The sequence below is a fragment of the Rahnella sp. PAMC25617 genome, assembly GCF_050606005.1.
GTDB lineage: Bacteria > Pseudomonadota > Gammaproteobacteria > Enterobacterales > Enterobacteriaceae > Rahnella > Rahnella variigena.
This window is the reverse complement of the sequence record NZ_JBOCUM010000002.1, coordinates 18,927-35,435: the sequence shown is the minus strand read 5'-3', so window position 1 is coordinate 35,435 and position 16,509 is coordinate 18,927. Positions and strand designations below refer to the sequence as shown.

The window sequence follows — 16,509 nt, the reverse complement described above, 5'->3', positions numbered from 1 at the left end:
TGTTATTTTTTAAACAACGTGAAACAGACAGCCAAAAATTCCGGAACGCATTATACCAGTTTCAGCCGCAAGTTCGCCTGCAAAGGCATATTTTGCATAAGATAGGTCTTAGCAGAATGGATTAAAACGAAGATAGGTAATAACACGCCGAAAAAATGCTCAATGTTATTAAGGCATTATTATCAGTGACATTAAGTGAGTTCACTCTGTAGACAGCATTAATCTCAGACGTCCACCCGCTCCCCATACCTGACACTGCCACGCATCGCATTTCTGACTGATTTGATTGGAATATGTTGCACCCGTCGTGCCCAGCGGGACACCGTTACTGAGCTGGATCATATTGGTGCCGGTATTGACGTTGGCATGTAATCCCGCAGAAACCAGAATGAGATTCTTAAAACCGGCATGATAATAGCCCAGTAACAAAGGGAATTGCCCTTCAAGATTAGCCTGTCTGAATAAATGATTGACTTGTTTGAGCAACGTTGACATTTGCGGTAACCGCTGTTGCTGATTACTCAAATGCTCACGTAATAAGCTGTTAAAAATGGCCCGCAATAATAAGGCTGCCAGAACGCCATTTTCATTGGCGCGGGTGACGTCAAGACAATAAAACCCGAGATCTTTGGATGAAAGCGCCGCAATATCGAGCACCAGCCCCGGACGGTCCGCCGTTGTCAGTTGCCGGTAGTTAATGCGGCAACTCGCCAGCGTCTGCTGCACAGGCGGTTGCAACTCCTGCAATAACCGCCGGGCTTCATTCGGATTGCGGCACAGCGCTTCCCAGTCCTGAACCAGTGAACTTTCTTCCATCGCCTGTGAGGAAAAAAGCTTTGGGTACAATGACGTAAGTAACGCCTCACGTAAACGCTGCAAATCGTTAATAGGTTTAAGCAGAACATCTTCCACGCCCAGTCGCAGCATAGAAGCGACATCGGTCATTTTATCGGTGGCAGAAATCACCAGCACCGGGATTTTGTTGCCCTGCAACCGCAGATTTTCGACAAACTCCATCCCGCCCATTTCTGGCATCGCTAAGTCACAGAGGATCAGGTCAGGCGGGTAGTCCTCAAGCAGGGATAACGCTTCAAGACCATTCTCAGCTTCGGTAAAGGTGGCACCCAGGGAACTTACATAGCCAGCAAGAATAGATCGGAAAACGGCTTCGTCTTCAACGATGAGAATATGCTTGCTTGTAAGTGGCTTGTCCATCAGGGTCCCCCAGAATTTCTTATTCTAATAGTGGCTCATAAAGCCTGTTTTTGCTTGGCAGAATTGTCAGATTCGACCAAAGACGTTTTAAGCCATTCAGAACTGTCTATTTTTTATCAGGGGCAACAACTGCTCTCTTTGCTTTTCAACCGCAAGCCGGCCCGCCTCAATCGCTTCTTCCGCCCGATGAAAATCCAGCGTCGAAATCTGCGGACAATACGGCTGGATCAACACATCAGGCGGATCACCTGCCATACGGTTACGCTTAAGCCGGTTCTCCAGCACCTGAATAGAGGTAGACATAATCTCCATCGCCGAAGGGCTGACATTCGGCTTTCTGGCGTTTGGACGAGTTAAGCGCTGGCGGATTCTGTCACGCCAGCTGACTTCTTTCTCAGTATTTAGTGCTTCTCCCGTCGGTTGTACGGTAAGCAAATCTTGCTGCATCAGATGCGCGTCATGCTGGAGATCGACAGCAATCACGATATCGGCCCCCAGAGCGCGGGTGAGCGACACCGGCACAGGATTGACTACGGCGCCGTCAACCAGCCAATAACCGTTATGCCAGACCGGTGCCAGCAGGCCAGGCATACTGCATGAGGCGCGAATAGCCTGATGCAAATCGCCTTTAGTCAGCCACAGTTCACGTCCGGTACTCAGGTTAGTCGCTACGGCACCAAACTTCTTCGAGCACTTTTCAAACTCATCGATACGGATCAACTGACCGACGGCATTGAAAACCCGCTCTCCGCGCAGCAAACCGCCGCGTCGCCATGAAAAATCCATCAGCCGCAGCACATCCCAGTAGCTAAACGAACGTACCCAGCTTTCAATCGCCGGTAACCTGTTGCTCACATACGCGGCACCGACCAGCGCACCGACCGAGCAACCCGCCACCACATCGACTTCGATATCCATTTCTTTCAGGGCATTGATCACGCCAATGTGCGCCCACCCTTTTGCCGCTCCCGACCCCAGGGCAAGACCGATGGTGACTTTTCTGCTCATCTGATGACCTTAATAATTCGCATATCTTAAAAATGGGCCGGGAAGCGCGTTGTCACCCGGCGAGTTTGTTAGGTAACATATCACTTTGGTGCATTCAATAGCGCAGACCGCGCGCCGGATGTCGATACTCTGCCTATTCAGGAGTTTGTGTGTCTGAACTATGCCCTTGCGGCAGCAGCCTTTCTTATGAAGAATGCTGCCAGCCCTACATTGCTGAGAATAAAGTGGCGCCTTCTCCGGTAGCTTTGATGCGCTCGCGCTACACAGCCTATGTTTTGAAAAATGCGAGTTATCTGATCGCCTCCTGGCACTCGGATTGTCAACCAGAGCAATGGCGCGACAGTTTACAGGAAGGTTTTACCAGCACGCACTGGCAAGGACTTCAGGTCATCAGCGAAACAGACGGGCGTGATAATAATGAAGGCTTTGTGGAGTTTGCTGCGCGATTCACAGAAACCGGTGATGAACACATTCACCTCATCCATGAACGCTCGCGATTTCTTCGTTTAAAAGAACGCTGGTACTATATTGACGGAATTAAACCGCAGACAGGCCGGAACGATGCTTGCCCGTGCGGTTCCGGCAAAAAATATAAGAAGTGCTGCGGTAAATAATTCAACCGTAATATTGATAAGTCTTGGACAGGATCCACACCCTCATGCCGCAACAGAACGTACAAACCAAGGTGTTACGCACCATTTGCCCTGACGCAAAAGGTCTGATCGCCAAAATTACCAACATTTGCTACAAGCACGAACTCAATATCGTGCAGAACAACGAATTTGTGGATCACCGCACCGGCCGCTTCTTTATGCGTACTGAGCTGGAAGGGATTTTCAACGACACCACCCTGCTGGCCGATCTCGACAGCGCGCTGCCAGCCGGTTCTGTCCGTGAGCTGAACAGCACCGGACGTCGCCGCATCGTCATTCTGGTCACCAAAGAGGCGCATTGCCTGGGCGACTTACTGATGAAAGCTGCTTACGGTGGTCTGGATGTCGAGATTGCTGCGGTCATTGGCAACCACGATACCTTGCAGACGTTAGTCGAGCGTTTCGATATTCCGTTCCATCTGGTCAGCCACGACGGTCTGACCCGCGAACAGCATGACAGCGCAATGATTGCGCAAATCGATCAGTACCAGCCTGATTATGTGGTGCTCGCGAAATACATGCGCGTACTGACGCCGGGCTTTGTGCAGCATTATCCGCATCAGGTGATCAACATTCATCACTCGTTCCTGCCAGCATTCATCGGTGCCCGTCCGTACCATCAGGCCTATGAGCGTGGCGTGAAACTGATTGGCGCCACAGCGCACTATGTAAATGACAGTCTGGATGAAGGCCCGATCATCATGCAGGACGTCATCAACGTCGATCACACTTATACCGCTGAAGATATGATGCGTGCAGGCCGTGACGTTGAGAAAAACGTCCTCAGCCGGGCGTTATACCGCGTGCTGGCGCAGCGCGTATTTGTTTACGGAAATCGCACCGTTATTCTGTAAACCGTATTCTGACGGTGCTTTTCGTTCAGAGAAGCACCGTTAAGAACAAAAAACCCGCAAACAAACTTTTTTATCGCTTTCAGCGCTTTACACCTTCGAATCATTTGGTATTATGCGCCCCGTTCGCAGCTAACCGCTGTAACGATAAATCATCCATGTAGCGCATGATGATTTAAGGCCAGAAGTAAGTAGTAAATGCCACAAAAAATTGTGGTGGGGTTCCCGAGCGGCCAAAGGGAGCAGACTGTAAATCTGCCGTCATCGACTTCGAAGGTTCGAATCCTTCCCCCACCACCATCTTCCAGAAATTCCGTCCCTTTTACGAAAACTCCAAACTAAAATAAAAATGCAAATCGGGAAGGATAGAGAACCTTCGACCCGAAGGTTTGAGCCGAGCAAAGCGAGACAACGTTGCGCAGCAACGACCCGAAGGGCAAGTCCGGAGGACGAGTAATCCTTCCCCCACCACCATCTTCCAGACTCATCCCTGAGTCACTTCTTAGTAAACTTTCCTGTATCCCCCATCAAACCTGAACAAAATGTCCTGCTGATATTTCCTGATATTGCCTTTGCGGCGGAACATAGCCGTTATCGCGCACCGGGCTCTTCAGCTCATCCACCTGCATTTGCCGTTTGAGCATTCTGCGGGAGGGATCCGGCACCGGCACAGATGCCATCAGTTTTTTGGTATACGCATGTTGGGGATTATCAAATATTGCCGCGCGTGGCCCGATCTCCACGATTTCCCCCAGATACATCACCGCCACGCGATGACTCACCCGCTCAACCACCGCCATGTCATGCGAAATAAACAGATAGGAAAGATTCATGCTTTCCTGCAAATCGAGCAGCAAATTCACGACCTGCGCTTTCACTGACACATCCAGCGCCGAAACCGACTCATCAGCGACGATCACTTTGGGATCGAGCGTCAGGGCACGCGCAATGCAAATTCGCTGACGCTGACCGCCGGAAAACTCGTGCGGAAAACGGCGCAGCATATCCGGCGACAACCCGACCTTTTGCAGCAGCGACGCCGCCTTCTCTTTCGCATCGCTGCGGTTATGCAGTTTATGTTGCAGCATCGGTTCGATCAGCGCGTCGCCAATGCGCATACGCGGGTTAAGACTGGCGAAAGGATCCTGAAATATCATCTGGATGCGCTGACGCATTTGCAAAATGTCGCGCTTACCCAGATTCGTGACATCGAAACCGTCGAAATCAATCGCGCCGCTGTGCGTCTTCAGCAGACGGGTCACAGCACGACCCGTCGTGGATTTCCCGCAACCGGACTCGCCGACCAGCGAAAGCGTTTCGCCCTGAAATAAATCAAAGCTGATATTTTCCACCGCGTGCACCGCGCCTACCTGACGGCTGAAAATACCGCCATACACCGGAAAACGCGCGCTGAGGTTTTTGACCGATAACAACGGCGTCAGCCCCGAATCTATGGTTCCCGCCACTTCTTGCGGCACACTGGCTTCACCGGTTTGCAGGTTGATTTGCGGAAAACGCAGCGGCCAGTCGCGCCCCTGCATCGACCCTAATTTTGGCACCGCCGCAAGTAATGCACGGGTATACGGGTGTTGAGGCCGGTGGAAAATGTCTTCCGTCGCCCCGCTTTCCACCGCTTCTCCGCGATACATCACCAGCGTCCGGTCGGCAATCTCCGCCACCACGCCCATATCATGCGTGATGAACAGCACCGCCATCCCTTCTTCTTCCTGCAACGTCTTGATCAAATCCAGAATCTGTCCCTGAATCGTCACATCCAGCGCGGTCGTGGGTTCGTCCGCGATCAGTAATTTCGGTTTCAGCGCCAGCGCCATGGCGATCATCACGCGCTGGCGCATGCCGCCGGAAAACTGATGCGGATATTCATCAAAACGCGCGTTAGCATTCGGAATACGCACTTTTTCCAGCAACCGCAGGGTTTCAGCCCGCGCTTCAGATGACGACATGCCGCGATGCCGCTTCAGGCTTTCGGCAATCTGGCGGCCAATACTGAATGTCGGATTAAGCGACGTCATCGGTTCCTGAAAGATCATCGCCATCTCATTGCCGCGGATATCGCGCATCTGTTTGTCCGAGAGCCGTAACACATTGCGCTGATTAAGCCAGACCTCGCCCTCAATCCGGCTGCTTTGTGCTTTCAGTAAACGCATCACCGACAGCGACGTCACGCTCTTGCCGGAACCGGATTCACCGACAATCGCCAGCGTTTCTCCGGCATAGACGTCAAACGACAAATCACGCACTACCGGCAGCCAGTCGTCCTCGCCGAGAAATGAAGTGGTCAGATGCTTCACGCTCAGCACGGGCTGACGTTTTTCCTGCTGTCCGGCGGTCTGATTCATCTTATGGCTCCTGAATTATTTGCTGCGCGCGGAAATCTGCACCTGCGGCACATAGCTGAAATCCCGGTCAAACGGGAAGGTTTTGCGTGCTTTGCGGTTGCGCGGCAGGCGCTCTACAAACTGATCCACCACGCCGTTAGACAGCGCCATCAGATTCGGACTGGCAATCGGTGCCAGTCCGGGCGACAGATAACCGGATTTCACCACCACGATATCGGCGCTATGCGGATCGAGTTCCAGCACAGTGAAATCGCTGATGTTGTGATACGGACGACGACGCGCCGACACCACGACGTCAATTCCGCCAGTGCGCAGAACCGCCTGACGGTCAGAAGGTGTCAGTGCATCGAGCAGGAAAACCACCTCAAAATCACCTTTCACCTGCGGGCTGGAATGATCCAGCGAAGCCCCTAACGTCAGCGTCAGCACGGATCCCACGCCAGCGTTAAATGCCGCGTCCGTTGCCGGTGCATCGGCAATACCTGCCACGATCGTATTTTGCGCATACTGTTTGATAAGCTCCTGCAACACATCTGCACGATCGCCCACGCCGCCGCCGGTCGGGTTATCGCCGGAATCGGCCAGCACCACCGGACGAGTTTCACAGGCAATCGCCTTTTTCACGCAGGCCTCAACGGTGTCCGTTTCACAGCCAAACACGAAATCTTCGCGCGCGTCCCAGTAAGCCTGCGCCAGTTGCGTGCCCTGTTGTTCCAGCGCCGTCCGGTCGGTGCCGGTCATGATCACTGCGGCTGTCGCTCGTGGCTCATCTGCCCATACATAACCAACCATCAGCGAGCTGTCCCACACGCCATCCACTTCATCCATTTCTGGCAGACGGGCGTACAAACTTTTCGCCGGTTCATCTTCCGTACTGGTACGTTCACCCGGTAATACCACCGGCACCGGCACCCACAGCAGCGTCGGTTTTACACCGGTTTGCAGATGTTTCACCAGCATCGCGACCGAACGGCGCATGGTTTCCTCCACATCGATATGGGGCGCGGTGCGGTAAGTCGAAAACATATCAATGGCGTCGATAATCCGCTGAGAAACATTGCCGTGCAGGTCATAACTGACGCTGATCGGACAATCCGGCCCAACGGCTTTACGCGCCGCAGCAATCCAGTCGCCTTCCGCATCCTCCAGCCCTTCGACATACATCGCGCCGTGCATCGCCAGATATAAACCATCGAACGGTTTTTGCGCTTCCAGTCCTGCCAGCATTTCCGCTTTGAATTTATCGTACGTTGCGCGCGCTACCGGACCACCGGCAATGGCACGGGCGTGGATAGTCGGTAAAAACGTCGCCGGGTAATCCTGCAAAAAACGAAAACGCGGCGACGCCAGTAACTGGGCGTCACGCACGACGGTGAAATCCTTCTCCTCATTCAGCACCGGGTTATAAGTGCTGCATTCAATGTGGATACCGCTGACAGCTATACGCATGTTGATGATTCCTCAGACAGGCTTCAGACCGACCAGAAAGCGGTGTGCAGCAATACTCGCCGCCGCGCGCGCCCAGGTGTCGTCATTTAGGGTAAAAGTACGAACCGGCGTTTTCCCGGCATTTCCCGGCAAAACATTGGCTTCGATAGACTGATGAACAACCGTGCCGAACAGCCCGGAGAAATCTGCGTCCTGATGAGCTATCAGGATCAGGTCCGGGTCATTAATTTGAATCAGATGGGATATCGCTAAACCGAGCGCCGAACCGGCACGGTGCAGAATACGTACCGCTTCGCTGACCCCCTGCATCGCCAGCTTTTCCAGGCCGCCAATGGTGGTCGCTTCCAGCCCGCCGTCTCTGGCCATTTCGGCAATGGCATTCAGAGACGCCAGCGTATCGAGACAACCGCGCTTGCCGCAGCGGCAGGGCAAACCGTTCAGTTCCAGCGTGCAGTGGGCGATTTCTCCTGCGCCGCCATGCAGGCCACGATGCAACTGACCGGCGACAAAATGCGCGCTGCCGATCCCTGCGCCATGACTGACCAGCGTAAAGCTGCTCAAATCCCGCGCCTGCCCGAAATTTTTCTCACTCACCGCCAGTGCTTTGGCGTCATTTTCGATGGCCACGTCCATGCCGGTGGCCTGTGAAATCAGGCTGGCCAGCGGCACATCGCGCCAGCCAAGCAGCGCCGACTGTACGCAGGTGGACTGATTTTCATCAATAAGGCCGGATAACGTCACCCCCAGCCCGACCAGTTTTTTTGCCGCTTCGGGATGCGGTTCAAGCAGTGCCGGTAACGCGCTGGCGATGTTTTCTGCCAGACGCTGCGGACTGGCAGCGGCCTCGAACGATACCCGTGAAAGGATTTCGCCATGCAGATTAATCAGCGCCATCTGCGCCGGATTTTGCAGCAAAGAGACGCCCGCAAACCACGCGCCATCCGGATGAACCACCAGCCGCACCGAAGGTCTGCCCTGCCCGTTCCCCGGCACGGTTTCCGCTTCGTGCAGGAAACCGGCGTCGATCATTTCACGCACCACGCCGCCAATCGCCGCTTTGCTCATTCCTGAAAGCTGCGCCAGTTCGGTACGGCTCAGACCGCCGGATGCATTGACCGCACCCAATATCTGACGTTGCAAAATTGTTAGCATATTCGTTTCGGCGCTCTCAGTTTTCGGTCATCTGCATTGACATTAAACGCTGGAAATGGATATATCAATGCCAATTAGTTCACAAAATAAACTAAATGTTGGCATATAAGTATTTCATATGAACTATTTGTTAAATCTCTTTGTTAAAACAAACTGTCATTAAAACCGGCGCTTTACCAAACCGGCAGACGTAGCCAGAGCCACTTAATCCGATTTTTCACGCAGAGGGCAGAACATGAAGATTACCCGTTACATCCGGCGTCCCGTGCAGTTAACGTTGCTGAGCAGCGCTCTTCTGGCGGCGTTTTCGCTGCCGGTTTACGCCGCCACACTGAACGTGATGCAAAACGAAGCACCGCGCAGTATGGATCCGGGCAACCAGACCGCGACCTTTACCGGTACCGTGCTGGATCCGATGTATGAAGGCCTGCTGCGCATGTCGCCGCAACTGAAACCTGAAGCCGCGCTGGCAACTTCCTGGAGCAGTGATGAAAGCGGGCTGGTGTGGACATTCAAACTGCGCAGCGGCGTCACCTTCCATGACGGCACACCGTTTAACGCCGATGCGGTGGTCGCCAACTTTGCCCGCCATCTCGACACAAAACGCGGTCTGGCGGCCAGCGGACGTCTGCGCACCTTCCTCGACAGCGTGACCAAAACCGACGATTCCACCGTTGTCTTTAAACTGAAAAAACCGTATCCCGCATTCCTGAATTTACTGACCACCGGCGCCTGTCTGATGGTCAGTCCGGCGGCCGATAAAACCGGCACGCTCGACAGCAAAGCCGTCGGCACCGGCCCGTACAAAATGGTGCAATACAAAACCGGTGAATTCGTGCTGGAAGAAAAATATCCGGGCTACTGGGGTGATAAAGCTGCCGGGCCAGATGACATCAAATGGACGTGGAGCGCCGAGCCTTCGGTCATGAATATGGCGTTGCAGGCGGGCGAAACTGACGTGATTAACCCGGTGCCGCCGCAGTTTGCCCGCGTGCTGAAAAACAATCCGAAGTTCGACCTGCATGAAAGCCCGGGTGCCTCTGTATTCTGGGTGGCGCTGAATACCGATCTCAAACCGCTCAGCGACGTCCGTGTGCGTCAGGCACTGAACTACGCCACCGACCGTGACGGTCTGGTGCGCGCCATCATGTCCGGCTTCGCGCAACCGGCAAACTCGCCGCTGGCACCGGTCACCGCCGGTTATGACAAAACCCTGAACCCGTATCCGCTGGATCTGGCGAAAGCCAAATCCCTGCTCAAAGAAGCCGGTGTGGCTGACGGATTCACAATGTCGATTGCAGTGCAGGGTCAGGACGCACGTATCGGCCAGGTGCTGCAAAGCATGTGGGCGAAAATTGGCGTGAAGCTGGACGTGAAAATCATGGAAAGCGGCGTTTGGACCAAAGCGGCATTTGCCGATCAGGCCGGTAAAAAAGACGATAACACCGGCGCGGTGCTGGCATCCTGGTCTTCCGGCGCGAACGGCGCCGATCTGCAACTTCGTCCGTTGTACTACAGCAAAAGTTTTGCTCCGGGCGGCGCAAATCTGGGCTTCTTCAGTGACCCGAAACTGGATGAAATGTTAGACAAGGCCGCATCGACGCTGGATGAAAATACCCGCAACGCGATTTATGTCGATGCGCAGAAAGAGATTAACCAGCAGGCGCCGCAGGTGCTGTTGTATTACCAGAATGACTTGTACGCCACCGGCAAAAACATCTCAGGCGTCACGATGATCCCGGGCGGGCAAATTGTGGTGAAAGATGCTCAGAAGAAATAAACGCATTCACAGTGGGAAATAGCCATGAAAGCCTATCTTGCCAAAAAACTCATCGCCTTCCCGATCATCCTGATCGGGGTTTCGATGCTGATTTTTGTGTCCATCCGCGCGCTGCCGGGGGATCCGGCACGTCTGATGGCCGGGCCTGAAGCCACGCAGGAAGCCGTTGATGCCATGCGCGTTCGCCTCGGGCTGGATCAGCCGCTGCTGACGCAGTATCTGCATTTTGCCGGTGACGTTCTGCACGGCAATCTCGGCGTCTCGTTGCAGTCGCAGCAGCCGGTGACGCAGGAAATCGGGGAACGCATGCCTTACACGCTGATGCTGGCAGTACTGTCGTATTTTCTGGCAGTGGCGATTGGCGTTCCGGCGGGCATGATAGGTGCGGTGTACCGCAACCGCTGGCCGGATTTTGGCGTGATGTTACTGGCGATCGCCGGTGCCTCTATTGCCAACTTCTGGCTGGGGCTGATGGCGATGAACACCTTCTCGGTCAATCTCGGCTGGCTGCCGCTGCTCGGCGCAACGTCATGGAAAAGCTATATTCTGCCTTCGGTGACGCTGGCCGTTTTGCCGATGGCGGTGATGGCGCGCATGACGCGTTCCAGCATGCTGGATGTGCTCTCGGAAGATTATATCCGCACCGCCCGCGCCAAGGGGTTGTCGGCAACGACCGTGTATTGCAGCCATGCTTTTCGTAACGCGCTGATCCCGATTGTCACCATTGTGGCGCTCAATTTCGGCAGCCTGATTGGCGGCGCAGTGGTGACAGAATCTGTCTTTAACTGGCCGGGCATTGGCCGCTTACTGGTAGATTCCGTGCGTTATCGCGACTATCCGGTGATTCAGGGCGTTGCGCTGGTCGCTGTCTGCGGTGTGGTGGTGATGAATCTGCTCGGTGAATTACTGATCGCTTTCCTGAATCCAAAAATAAGGTTCGATTAATGTCTGCCATTATCACGCAATTACCCCGTCGCAAACCGCGCACGCTGCGGTTTTTCCGCTGGTTGTGGCGACATCCGGCAGTGTCTATCGGCGGCTTTATCGTCAGTCTGATTGTGCTGATGGGAGTGTTCGCACCCTTAATTGCCCGTCACGATCCTTACGCCCAGGATCTGATTGATACCCTGCTTTCCCCCGGTGCCGATCACTGGTTTGGCACTGACGATTACGGGCGCGATATCTTCGCCCGCGTTATTTACGGGGCACGCATTTCCATTATTGAAGTGGTGCTGAGTGTTGGTCTGGCGATGATTATCGGTATTCCGCTGGGCATTATTGCCGGTATGGCCGGTCGTTATACCGACATGATCATCATGTGGTTTATGGATATGCTGTTCGCGTTTCCGGGCATCGTGCTGGCGATTCTGGTGGTCAGTATTCTCGGCGGCGGTCTGGTGAATCTTTTGATCGCCATTTCGCTGTTCGCTATCCCGGTGTATGCGCGTCTGAGCCGTAACCTGACGCTCGGTTTAAAGCAGATGGAATATGTCGAAGCGGCGCAGGCGCTGGGTTTGTCTAATTACCGGATCATCGTACATTACATTTTGCGCAATGCCATCGGGCCGATTATCGTCCAGTCGACGCTGACCGCCGGTACGGTCATTCTTGCCGCTGCCAGCCTCTCATTTCTGGGGCTTGGCGTGCAACCGCCGATGCCGGAATGGGGTACCATGATGAGCGATGGCCGTAACTTCCTCGGCATTAATATTTACCTTTCGCTGTTCCCGGGTCTGGCCATTATGCTGACCGTGCTTGGTTTTAACGTACTGGGCGACGGGCTGCGAGATTTACTGGACACACGCTCATGACCTCAGCTGTTTTTTGCGCCGATATCGGCGGTTCATTTATTAAGTTTGGTGTTTCGCGCCATCCCGGCGAAATGGAAGAATGCGGCAAAGTCCCGACACCGGTTTCTTCATGGGACAATTTTGTGCAGGCGATGCACAATCTGATCGAAAAATTTGGTGCGGATTTACCCGCCGGTACACCGCTGGCGATTTCTACAGCCGGACTGGTTTCGCCACAAACCGGCGAAATGCTGGCAACCAATATTCCGGCATTTACCGGACATTCGCTGGCGAAAGATCTCAGCGTCGCGCTCGCCCGTCCGGTAACGGCGGCGAATGACGCGGACTGTTTTGCGCTCGCCGAAGCCCATGCCGGTAACGCGCAACACCAGCCGGTGGTGGTCGCCATTATTCTGGGCACCGGCGTCGGTGGCGGACTGGTGATCAACGGCCAGCTGGTGCGCGGTCACGGCGGCGTCACCGGCGAATGGGGTCACGGCGCCATCACCCGCACTGAGCTGGTGATAAATGGCGAAAACTACGCCGTTCCACGGCTTAAATGTGGTTGCGGTCAGACCGGTTGCCTCGACATGCTGGGTGGCGCTCGTGGAATGGAACGCTTACATCAGCATTTTCATCATAAAGACTGCACCAGTCTGGAGATCGTGACCGGCTGGCTGAACGGCGATGCCAGCGCGTCTCTCACCGTGAACGCCTGGCTGGAACTGGTCGCCGAACCGCTGGCCTTACTGGTCAATATTCTTGGCCCTTCGCGGATTGTCGCCGGTGGCGGACTGGCTTCTGCCAGTGAACTGATCGCCGCGCTGGATGTGAAAGTTCGCAGCGGCGTTCTGCACAACTATCAACAAACGCTGCTGGTGCCGGGGAAATTCCTGACCGACGGTGGCCTGGTCGGCGCATCAGTGATGGGAAGACTGGAAAGTTAAGGAGCTGCCCTCTCCTTCGGGATGAGGGCAACGTCAGATTTCAGCTCGCGACCAGCATCGGTTCCAGAACCGGTGCGGTTTGCTCGAAGACCAGTGACAGCAGAATTTTCTTCACCGCCATCGCTTCCTGCGATAATGCCAGCGTTTCAGAAACACACAGTGAAAGCGGAACCTGAATCGACGGACTGCTGATGCATGACATCCAGGCTTTCGCCGGACCGGTCATGGCACGGGCAGCAGATTCAGGCAAAATGGTGACGCCCAGACCGCTGGCCACGGCGGCAGTCAGCGTGGCAGCAGATTCAATTTCCCCGATGATATTCGCGCTCAGGCGGCGCAGCGCCATAGCGTCATCCACCAGACGGCGGGTCACGTTGTGCGAGCGCGGCATGAACAAATTCATTTTCGCCACATCGCTCAGTTCGACATATTTCCCCGGATTCAGCACCGAGTGCGCCCCGACGAGATACAAATCCTCTTTCATCAGCGGCTGGCTGCTCAGTCCGGCGGCCATACTGGTGCCATAAAATACCGCCATATCCATGCGACCGTTGAGAACCAAATCACCCAGCGCCGTGCCGAAATTTTCATTCAGATACAACAAAATGCCCGGATGCTGTTTACGCACCGCCTGTAACAGCGGCACCGCCAGCTGAGAAGCCGCCGTGCCCGGCGCAAGACCAACGGAAACCTGCCCGTTCAGCGACTGACCGGCATTATTGACCGCGCTGTGGATCTGGTCGCACTGGCGCAAAATCGCCTGCGCGTGGGAATAAAGAATATTACCGGCTTCGGTAGGAGTGACGCCGCGCTTGGTGCGAATCAGCAATTGTTGCTGCAATTCTCCTTCCAGTGTCGCCAGTTGCTGGCTCAGTGCCGGTTGGGCGATGTGCAGAACATCAGCGGCCTGCGTCAGGCTGCCGATATCGACGATTTTCACAAAGTACTTCAGACGTCTGAGATTCATCTCTGTCTCCATCTTGCGCGAAAGGGGTAACCCCGGGCGGTCGTTAATGATGCGAATAATAAGCTGGACTAATAAAAGCAAGATTTACGCCAATCTCCGGCGCGCAGGTAAAAAACGCCCGTTCACAAAGCTAATACCGCAAAATATAAGAGAAAACGATTACGCACGATGAGCAGAAAACTGGTGACGATGAAAAAAAAGAAGGGAATGAAATGCGCTGCAAAGGAAGGATGCACCAATATCATGCATTCTTATAGGTCATCCTTATAAATTAGCAGGGTTAATAACAGAGGCAGCCACAGCAAGGGCCGCCATCTGACACGCGGCCCTGAATACCAAAATCCATCATTTTTTCCTCTGCTTAACGTATTGCGAAAATAATCAATTTTGCATCAATGACTTACCCAACTTTACTGACTTTGTTGAGCACCATCTGATAAGCCGATTGCAGGTGACTGCGCATCATTTCCGCCGCCGCCTCCATTCGTCCCTCCATCACGGCGTCGATGATGGCGACGTGCTCCTCGCACCATTCGCGCACGCGGTGTTTATTGGTGTAACTGCCAAACTCAAGCAAACGACGCAGCCGGTTTTGCTGCTGGATCGCCTGCAAAACAAAAATGTTGCCGCTGAATTCCGCCAGCATCTCGTGGAAAGTCGCATCCGTTTCGAAAATCTGACGCCCATCAACGGCCAGAATATCCGGATGCGTTATCAGATAAATATGCTGCATCCGCAGGCGGCGCAGCGCGCTCTTGTCGGCATGAAAACCCGCCGCCAGCATCGCACCCGGCTCAATCATCAGGCGGAATCCGTAGCCGTTACTCAGCGCCACATCGGTATTCAGCGTCGGTAAAAACGACCAGCCATGCCCCTTATTGCGGGCGATCAGGCCATCCTCGGCCAGCCGCAACAACGTGCGCGCCAGCACCCCGCGATCGGCGTCATAGCGCTGAGCGATTTCAGTTTGCGTCAGGGAATCCGGCAACTTTCCGGCAATGCGATCTTTCACCAGCTGCTCGTATAAATCCTGATCGCTGCTGGCGGGGATATCGATGCTGATGCGCTGGAGTTCATCGAAGGCTTTCAGCAGGAAAAAACCCTGATTACGCCGCGCTTCGATAATCCCTAATTCACACAGCAATTTCAGGGCGGTACGCACCGGCGTGCGGGAAACGCCGAGCATATCAGCAAGCTGTTGCTCCCTGAGATGGTGACCTGGCTCAAATTTTGCTTCACGTATCAGGTCAAGGATTTGGTTTGCCAGACGCCTTCCGCTGGCTGTCGTAGTTTGGGTCATGGAATAGCAGCACCTGAAAGTATTTGTTGTTTAGGTTTGTACAATATCACAAGCCTTGAGGAGGGTGAAGCCTGGTGATAAAGCCCCCAGATCGTGCAATTAATGCACCAAAAAAGAGCCTTGACTCACAAGTTTAATTGTATTTAATGAGACACAAAGAGCAATCTTGCTCATGGGAAACAGGAGTCTGTCATGTCAAAAAAATATTTTTTGCGTCGATATGCCGCCGTCTCTCTGGCCGCTATTTGCCTGAGTGCCCCGCTGTTCAGCCAGGCCGCCGCACCTGCTCTGGTCAGCAAAGGTCAGCTGACGTACGGCACCGCCGCCACGTTCATGCCATTTGAATTTACCAAAGACGGCAAGCTGACCGGATTCGATATCGACCTGATCACCGCCATGTCTGAAAAACTGGCGCTGAAACCGGCGCCGATGTCGATGGAATTCAAAGGGCTGATCCCGGCATTGCAGGGCAAACGTCTGGATATCATTAACTCCGCGATGTACATCAACCCGACCCGTTCTGAGCAGGTCGATTTCGTGCCATACCTGAAAATCGGCAGCCGCGTGATTGTGGCAAAAGGAAATCCGGAAAATATCACTGGCCGTGATTTGTCCCTGTGCGGAAAAAACATTGCCGTGACGCTGGGCGGCATTGAAGAAAGCCAGGCGCGTGCGGATAACCAGAAATGTCTCGATGCCAAAAAACCGGCACTGACCGTGCTGACCTTCCCGGCAGCCACCGATTCCGCCGTCGCTGTCGCCCAAAAACGTGCCGATGCGGAATTCCTGTCAACACCGGGCGCGGTAGCGCTGCTGAGCGAAAAAGGTGACACCTTCGAAGCCGTCGGTGCTGAATTTGAAGCTGACACGCACATCGGTTTTGCCGTGCGTAAAGGCGATACAGAAATGAAATCGCTGCTGGAAAAAGGCCTTCAGGATGTCGTGAAAGACGGCACGTATCAGAAAATCATCAGCAAATGGCAGTTCCCGGCTTCAGTGTCCATTTTCTGAAACCGCGAAGTTAAGAAAGCTTTGCC

General features: G+C 54.2%; 14 protein-coding genes, 1 tRNA gene and 1 other RNA gene. 9 read left to right on the top strand and 7 right to left on the bottom strand.

Features of this window, described 5'->3' with window-relative positions:
* Nucleotides 1-201: 201 nt before the first annotated feature.
* Both rssB and rssA read right to left on the bottom strand, forming a co-directional pair.
* The gene (gene rssB / locus ACM615_RS00995; RefSeq protein WP_112288819.1) at nucleotides 202-1,215 is read right to left on the bottom strand and encodes a two-component system response regulator RssB; all 1,014 of its coding nucleotides are present in this window, start codon (nucleotides 1,213-1,215) and stop codon (nucleotides 202-204) included.
* 96 nt (nucleotides 1,216-1,311) lie between these two features.
* Nucleotides 1,312-2,223, bottom strand: coding sequence for a patatin-like phospholipase RssA (gene rssA / locus ACM615_RS00990; protein ID WP_112288818.1), 912 nt, complete (start codon nucleotides 2,221-2,223; stop codon nucleotides 1,312-1,314).
* 149 nt (nucleotides 2,224-2,372) lie between these two features.
* Between rssA and ACM615_RS00985 the strand changes: the two genes are divergently transcribed.
* From ACM615_RS00985 to ACM615_RS00970, 4 genes are all read left to right on the top strand, one after another.
* Nucleotides 2,373-2,837: a YchJ family protein gene (locus ACM615_RS00985; RefSeq protein WP_431011297.1), complete on the top strand. Its 465-nt coding sequence runs from the start codon at nucleotides 2,373-2,375 to the stop codon at nucleotides 2,835-2,837.
* A 44-nt stretch (nucleotides 2,838-2,881) separates the two neighbouring features.
* The gene (purU, locus tag ACM615_RS00980) at nucleotides 2,882-3,730 is read left to right on the top strand and encodes a formyltetrahydrofolate deformylase (protein WP_129639831.1); all 849 of its coding nucleotides are present in this window, start codon (nucleotides 2,882-2,884) and stop codon (nucleotides 3,728-3,730) included.
* A 212-nt stretch (nucleotides 3,731-3,942) separates the two neighbouring features.
* Nucleotides 3,943-4,027, top strand: a tRNA-Tyr gene (locus tag ACM615_RS00975).
* Between the two features lie 44 nt (nucleotides 4,028-4,071).
* Nucleotides 4,072-4,201, top strand: a non-coding RNA gene (locus ACM615_RS00970) — RtT sRNA.
* 53 nt (nucleotides 4,202-4,254) lie between these two features.
* Here the strand turns inward: ACM615_RS00970 and ACM615_RS00965 are convergent.
* From ACM615_RS00965 to ACM615_RS00955, 3 genes are read right to left on the bottom strand one after another with little or no spacing between them, the layout of a single operon-like run.
* A complete protein-coding gene (locus ACM615_RS00965) occupies nucleotides 4,255-6,087 on the bottom strand; it encodes an ABC transporter ATP-binding protein (protein WP_431011296.1) in 1,833 nt (610 codons plus the stop codon).
* Nucleotides 6,088-6,102: 15 nt separating this feature from the next.
* Nucleotides 6,103-7,536, bottom strand: coding sequence for a M81 family metallopeptidase (locus tag ACM615_RS00960; RefSeq protein ID WP_431011295.1), 1,434 nt, complete (start codon nucleotides 7,534-7,536; stop codon nucleotides 6,103-6,105).
* A gap of 12 nt (nucleotides 7,537-7,548) precedes the next feature.
* Entirely contained in the window at nucleotides 7,549-8,688 is a 1,140-nt protein-coding gene (locus ACM615_RS00955) for an ROK family protein (protein ID WP_431011294.1), read from the bottom strand.
* A 235-nt stretch (nucleotides 8,689-8,923) separates the two neighbouring features.
* Between ACM615_RS00955 and ACM615_RS00950 the strand changes: the two genes are divergently transcribed.
* Genes ACM615_RS00950 through ACM615_RS00935 form a run of 4 tightly spaced genes read left to right on the top strand, consistent with a single transcriptional unit; the run spans nucleotide 8,924 to nucleotide 13,205 of the window.
* Complete coding sequence (locus ACM615_RS00950; RefSeq protein ID WP_129639827.1) at nucleotides 8,924-10,468, top strand: ABC transporter substrate-binding protein; 1,545 nt, start codon at nucleotides 8,924-8,926, stop codon at nucleotides 10,466-10,468.
* 24 nt (nucleotides 10,469-10,492) lie between these two features.
* Complete coding sequence (locus ACM615_RS00945) at nucleotides 10,493-11,413, top strand: ABC transporter permease (protein ID WP_112288813.1); 921 nt, start codon at nucleotides 10,493-10,495, stop codon at nucleotides 11,411-11,413.
* On the top strand, nucleotides 11,413-12,279 hold the full coding sequence (locus ACM615_RS00940) for an ABC transporter permease (protein WP_120161378.1): 867 nt from the start codon (nucleotides 11,413-11,415) through the stop codon (nucleotides 12,277-12,279). Before ACM615_RS00945 ends, ACM615_RS00940 begins: the two co-directional genes overlap by 1 nt.
* Entirely contained in the window at nucleotides 12,276-13,205 is a 930-nt protein-coding gene (locus ACM615_RS00935) for an ROK family protein (protein ID WP_431011293.1), read from the top strand. Before ACM615_RS00940 ends, ACM615_RS00935 begins: the two co-directional genes overlap by 4 nt.
* Nucleotides 13,206-13,245: 40 nt before the next feature.
* Here ACM615_RS00935 and nac read toward each other — a convergent pair whose 3' ends face one another.
* Nucleotides 13,246-14,172 carry a nitrogen assimilation transcriptional regulator NAC gene (nac, locus tag ACM615_RS00930; RefSeq protein WP_132965945.1) on the bottom strand — a complete coding sequence of 309 codons (927 nt, stop codon included), beginning with the start codon at nucleotides 14,170-14,172 and terminating at the stop codon, nucleotides 13,246-13,248.
* Nucleotides 14,173-14,572: 400 nt separating this feature from the next.
* Nucleotides 14,573-15,472 (bottom strand): GntR family transcriptional regulator, encoded by a 900-nt coding sequence (locus tag ACM615_RS00925; protein ID WP_129639824.1) that lies wholly within the window; start codon nucleotides 15,470-15,472, stop codon nucleotides 14,573-14,575.
* A gap of 192 nt (nucleotides 15,473-15,664) precedes the next feature.
* Here ACM615_RS00925 and ACM615_RS00920 point away from each other — a divergent pair, with 192 nt between their 5' ends.
* Entirely contained in the window at nucleotides 15,665-16,483 is an 819-nt protein-coding gene (locus tag ACM615_RS00920) for an ABC transporter substrate-binding protein (RefSeq protein ID WP_112288808.1), read from the top strand.
* Nucleotides 16,484-16,509: the final 26 nt, after the last annotated feature.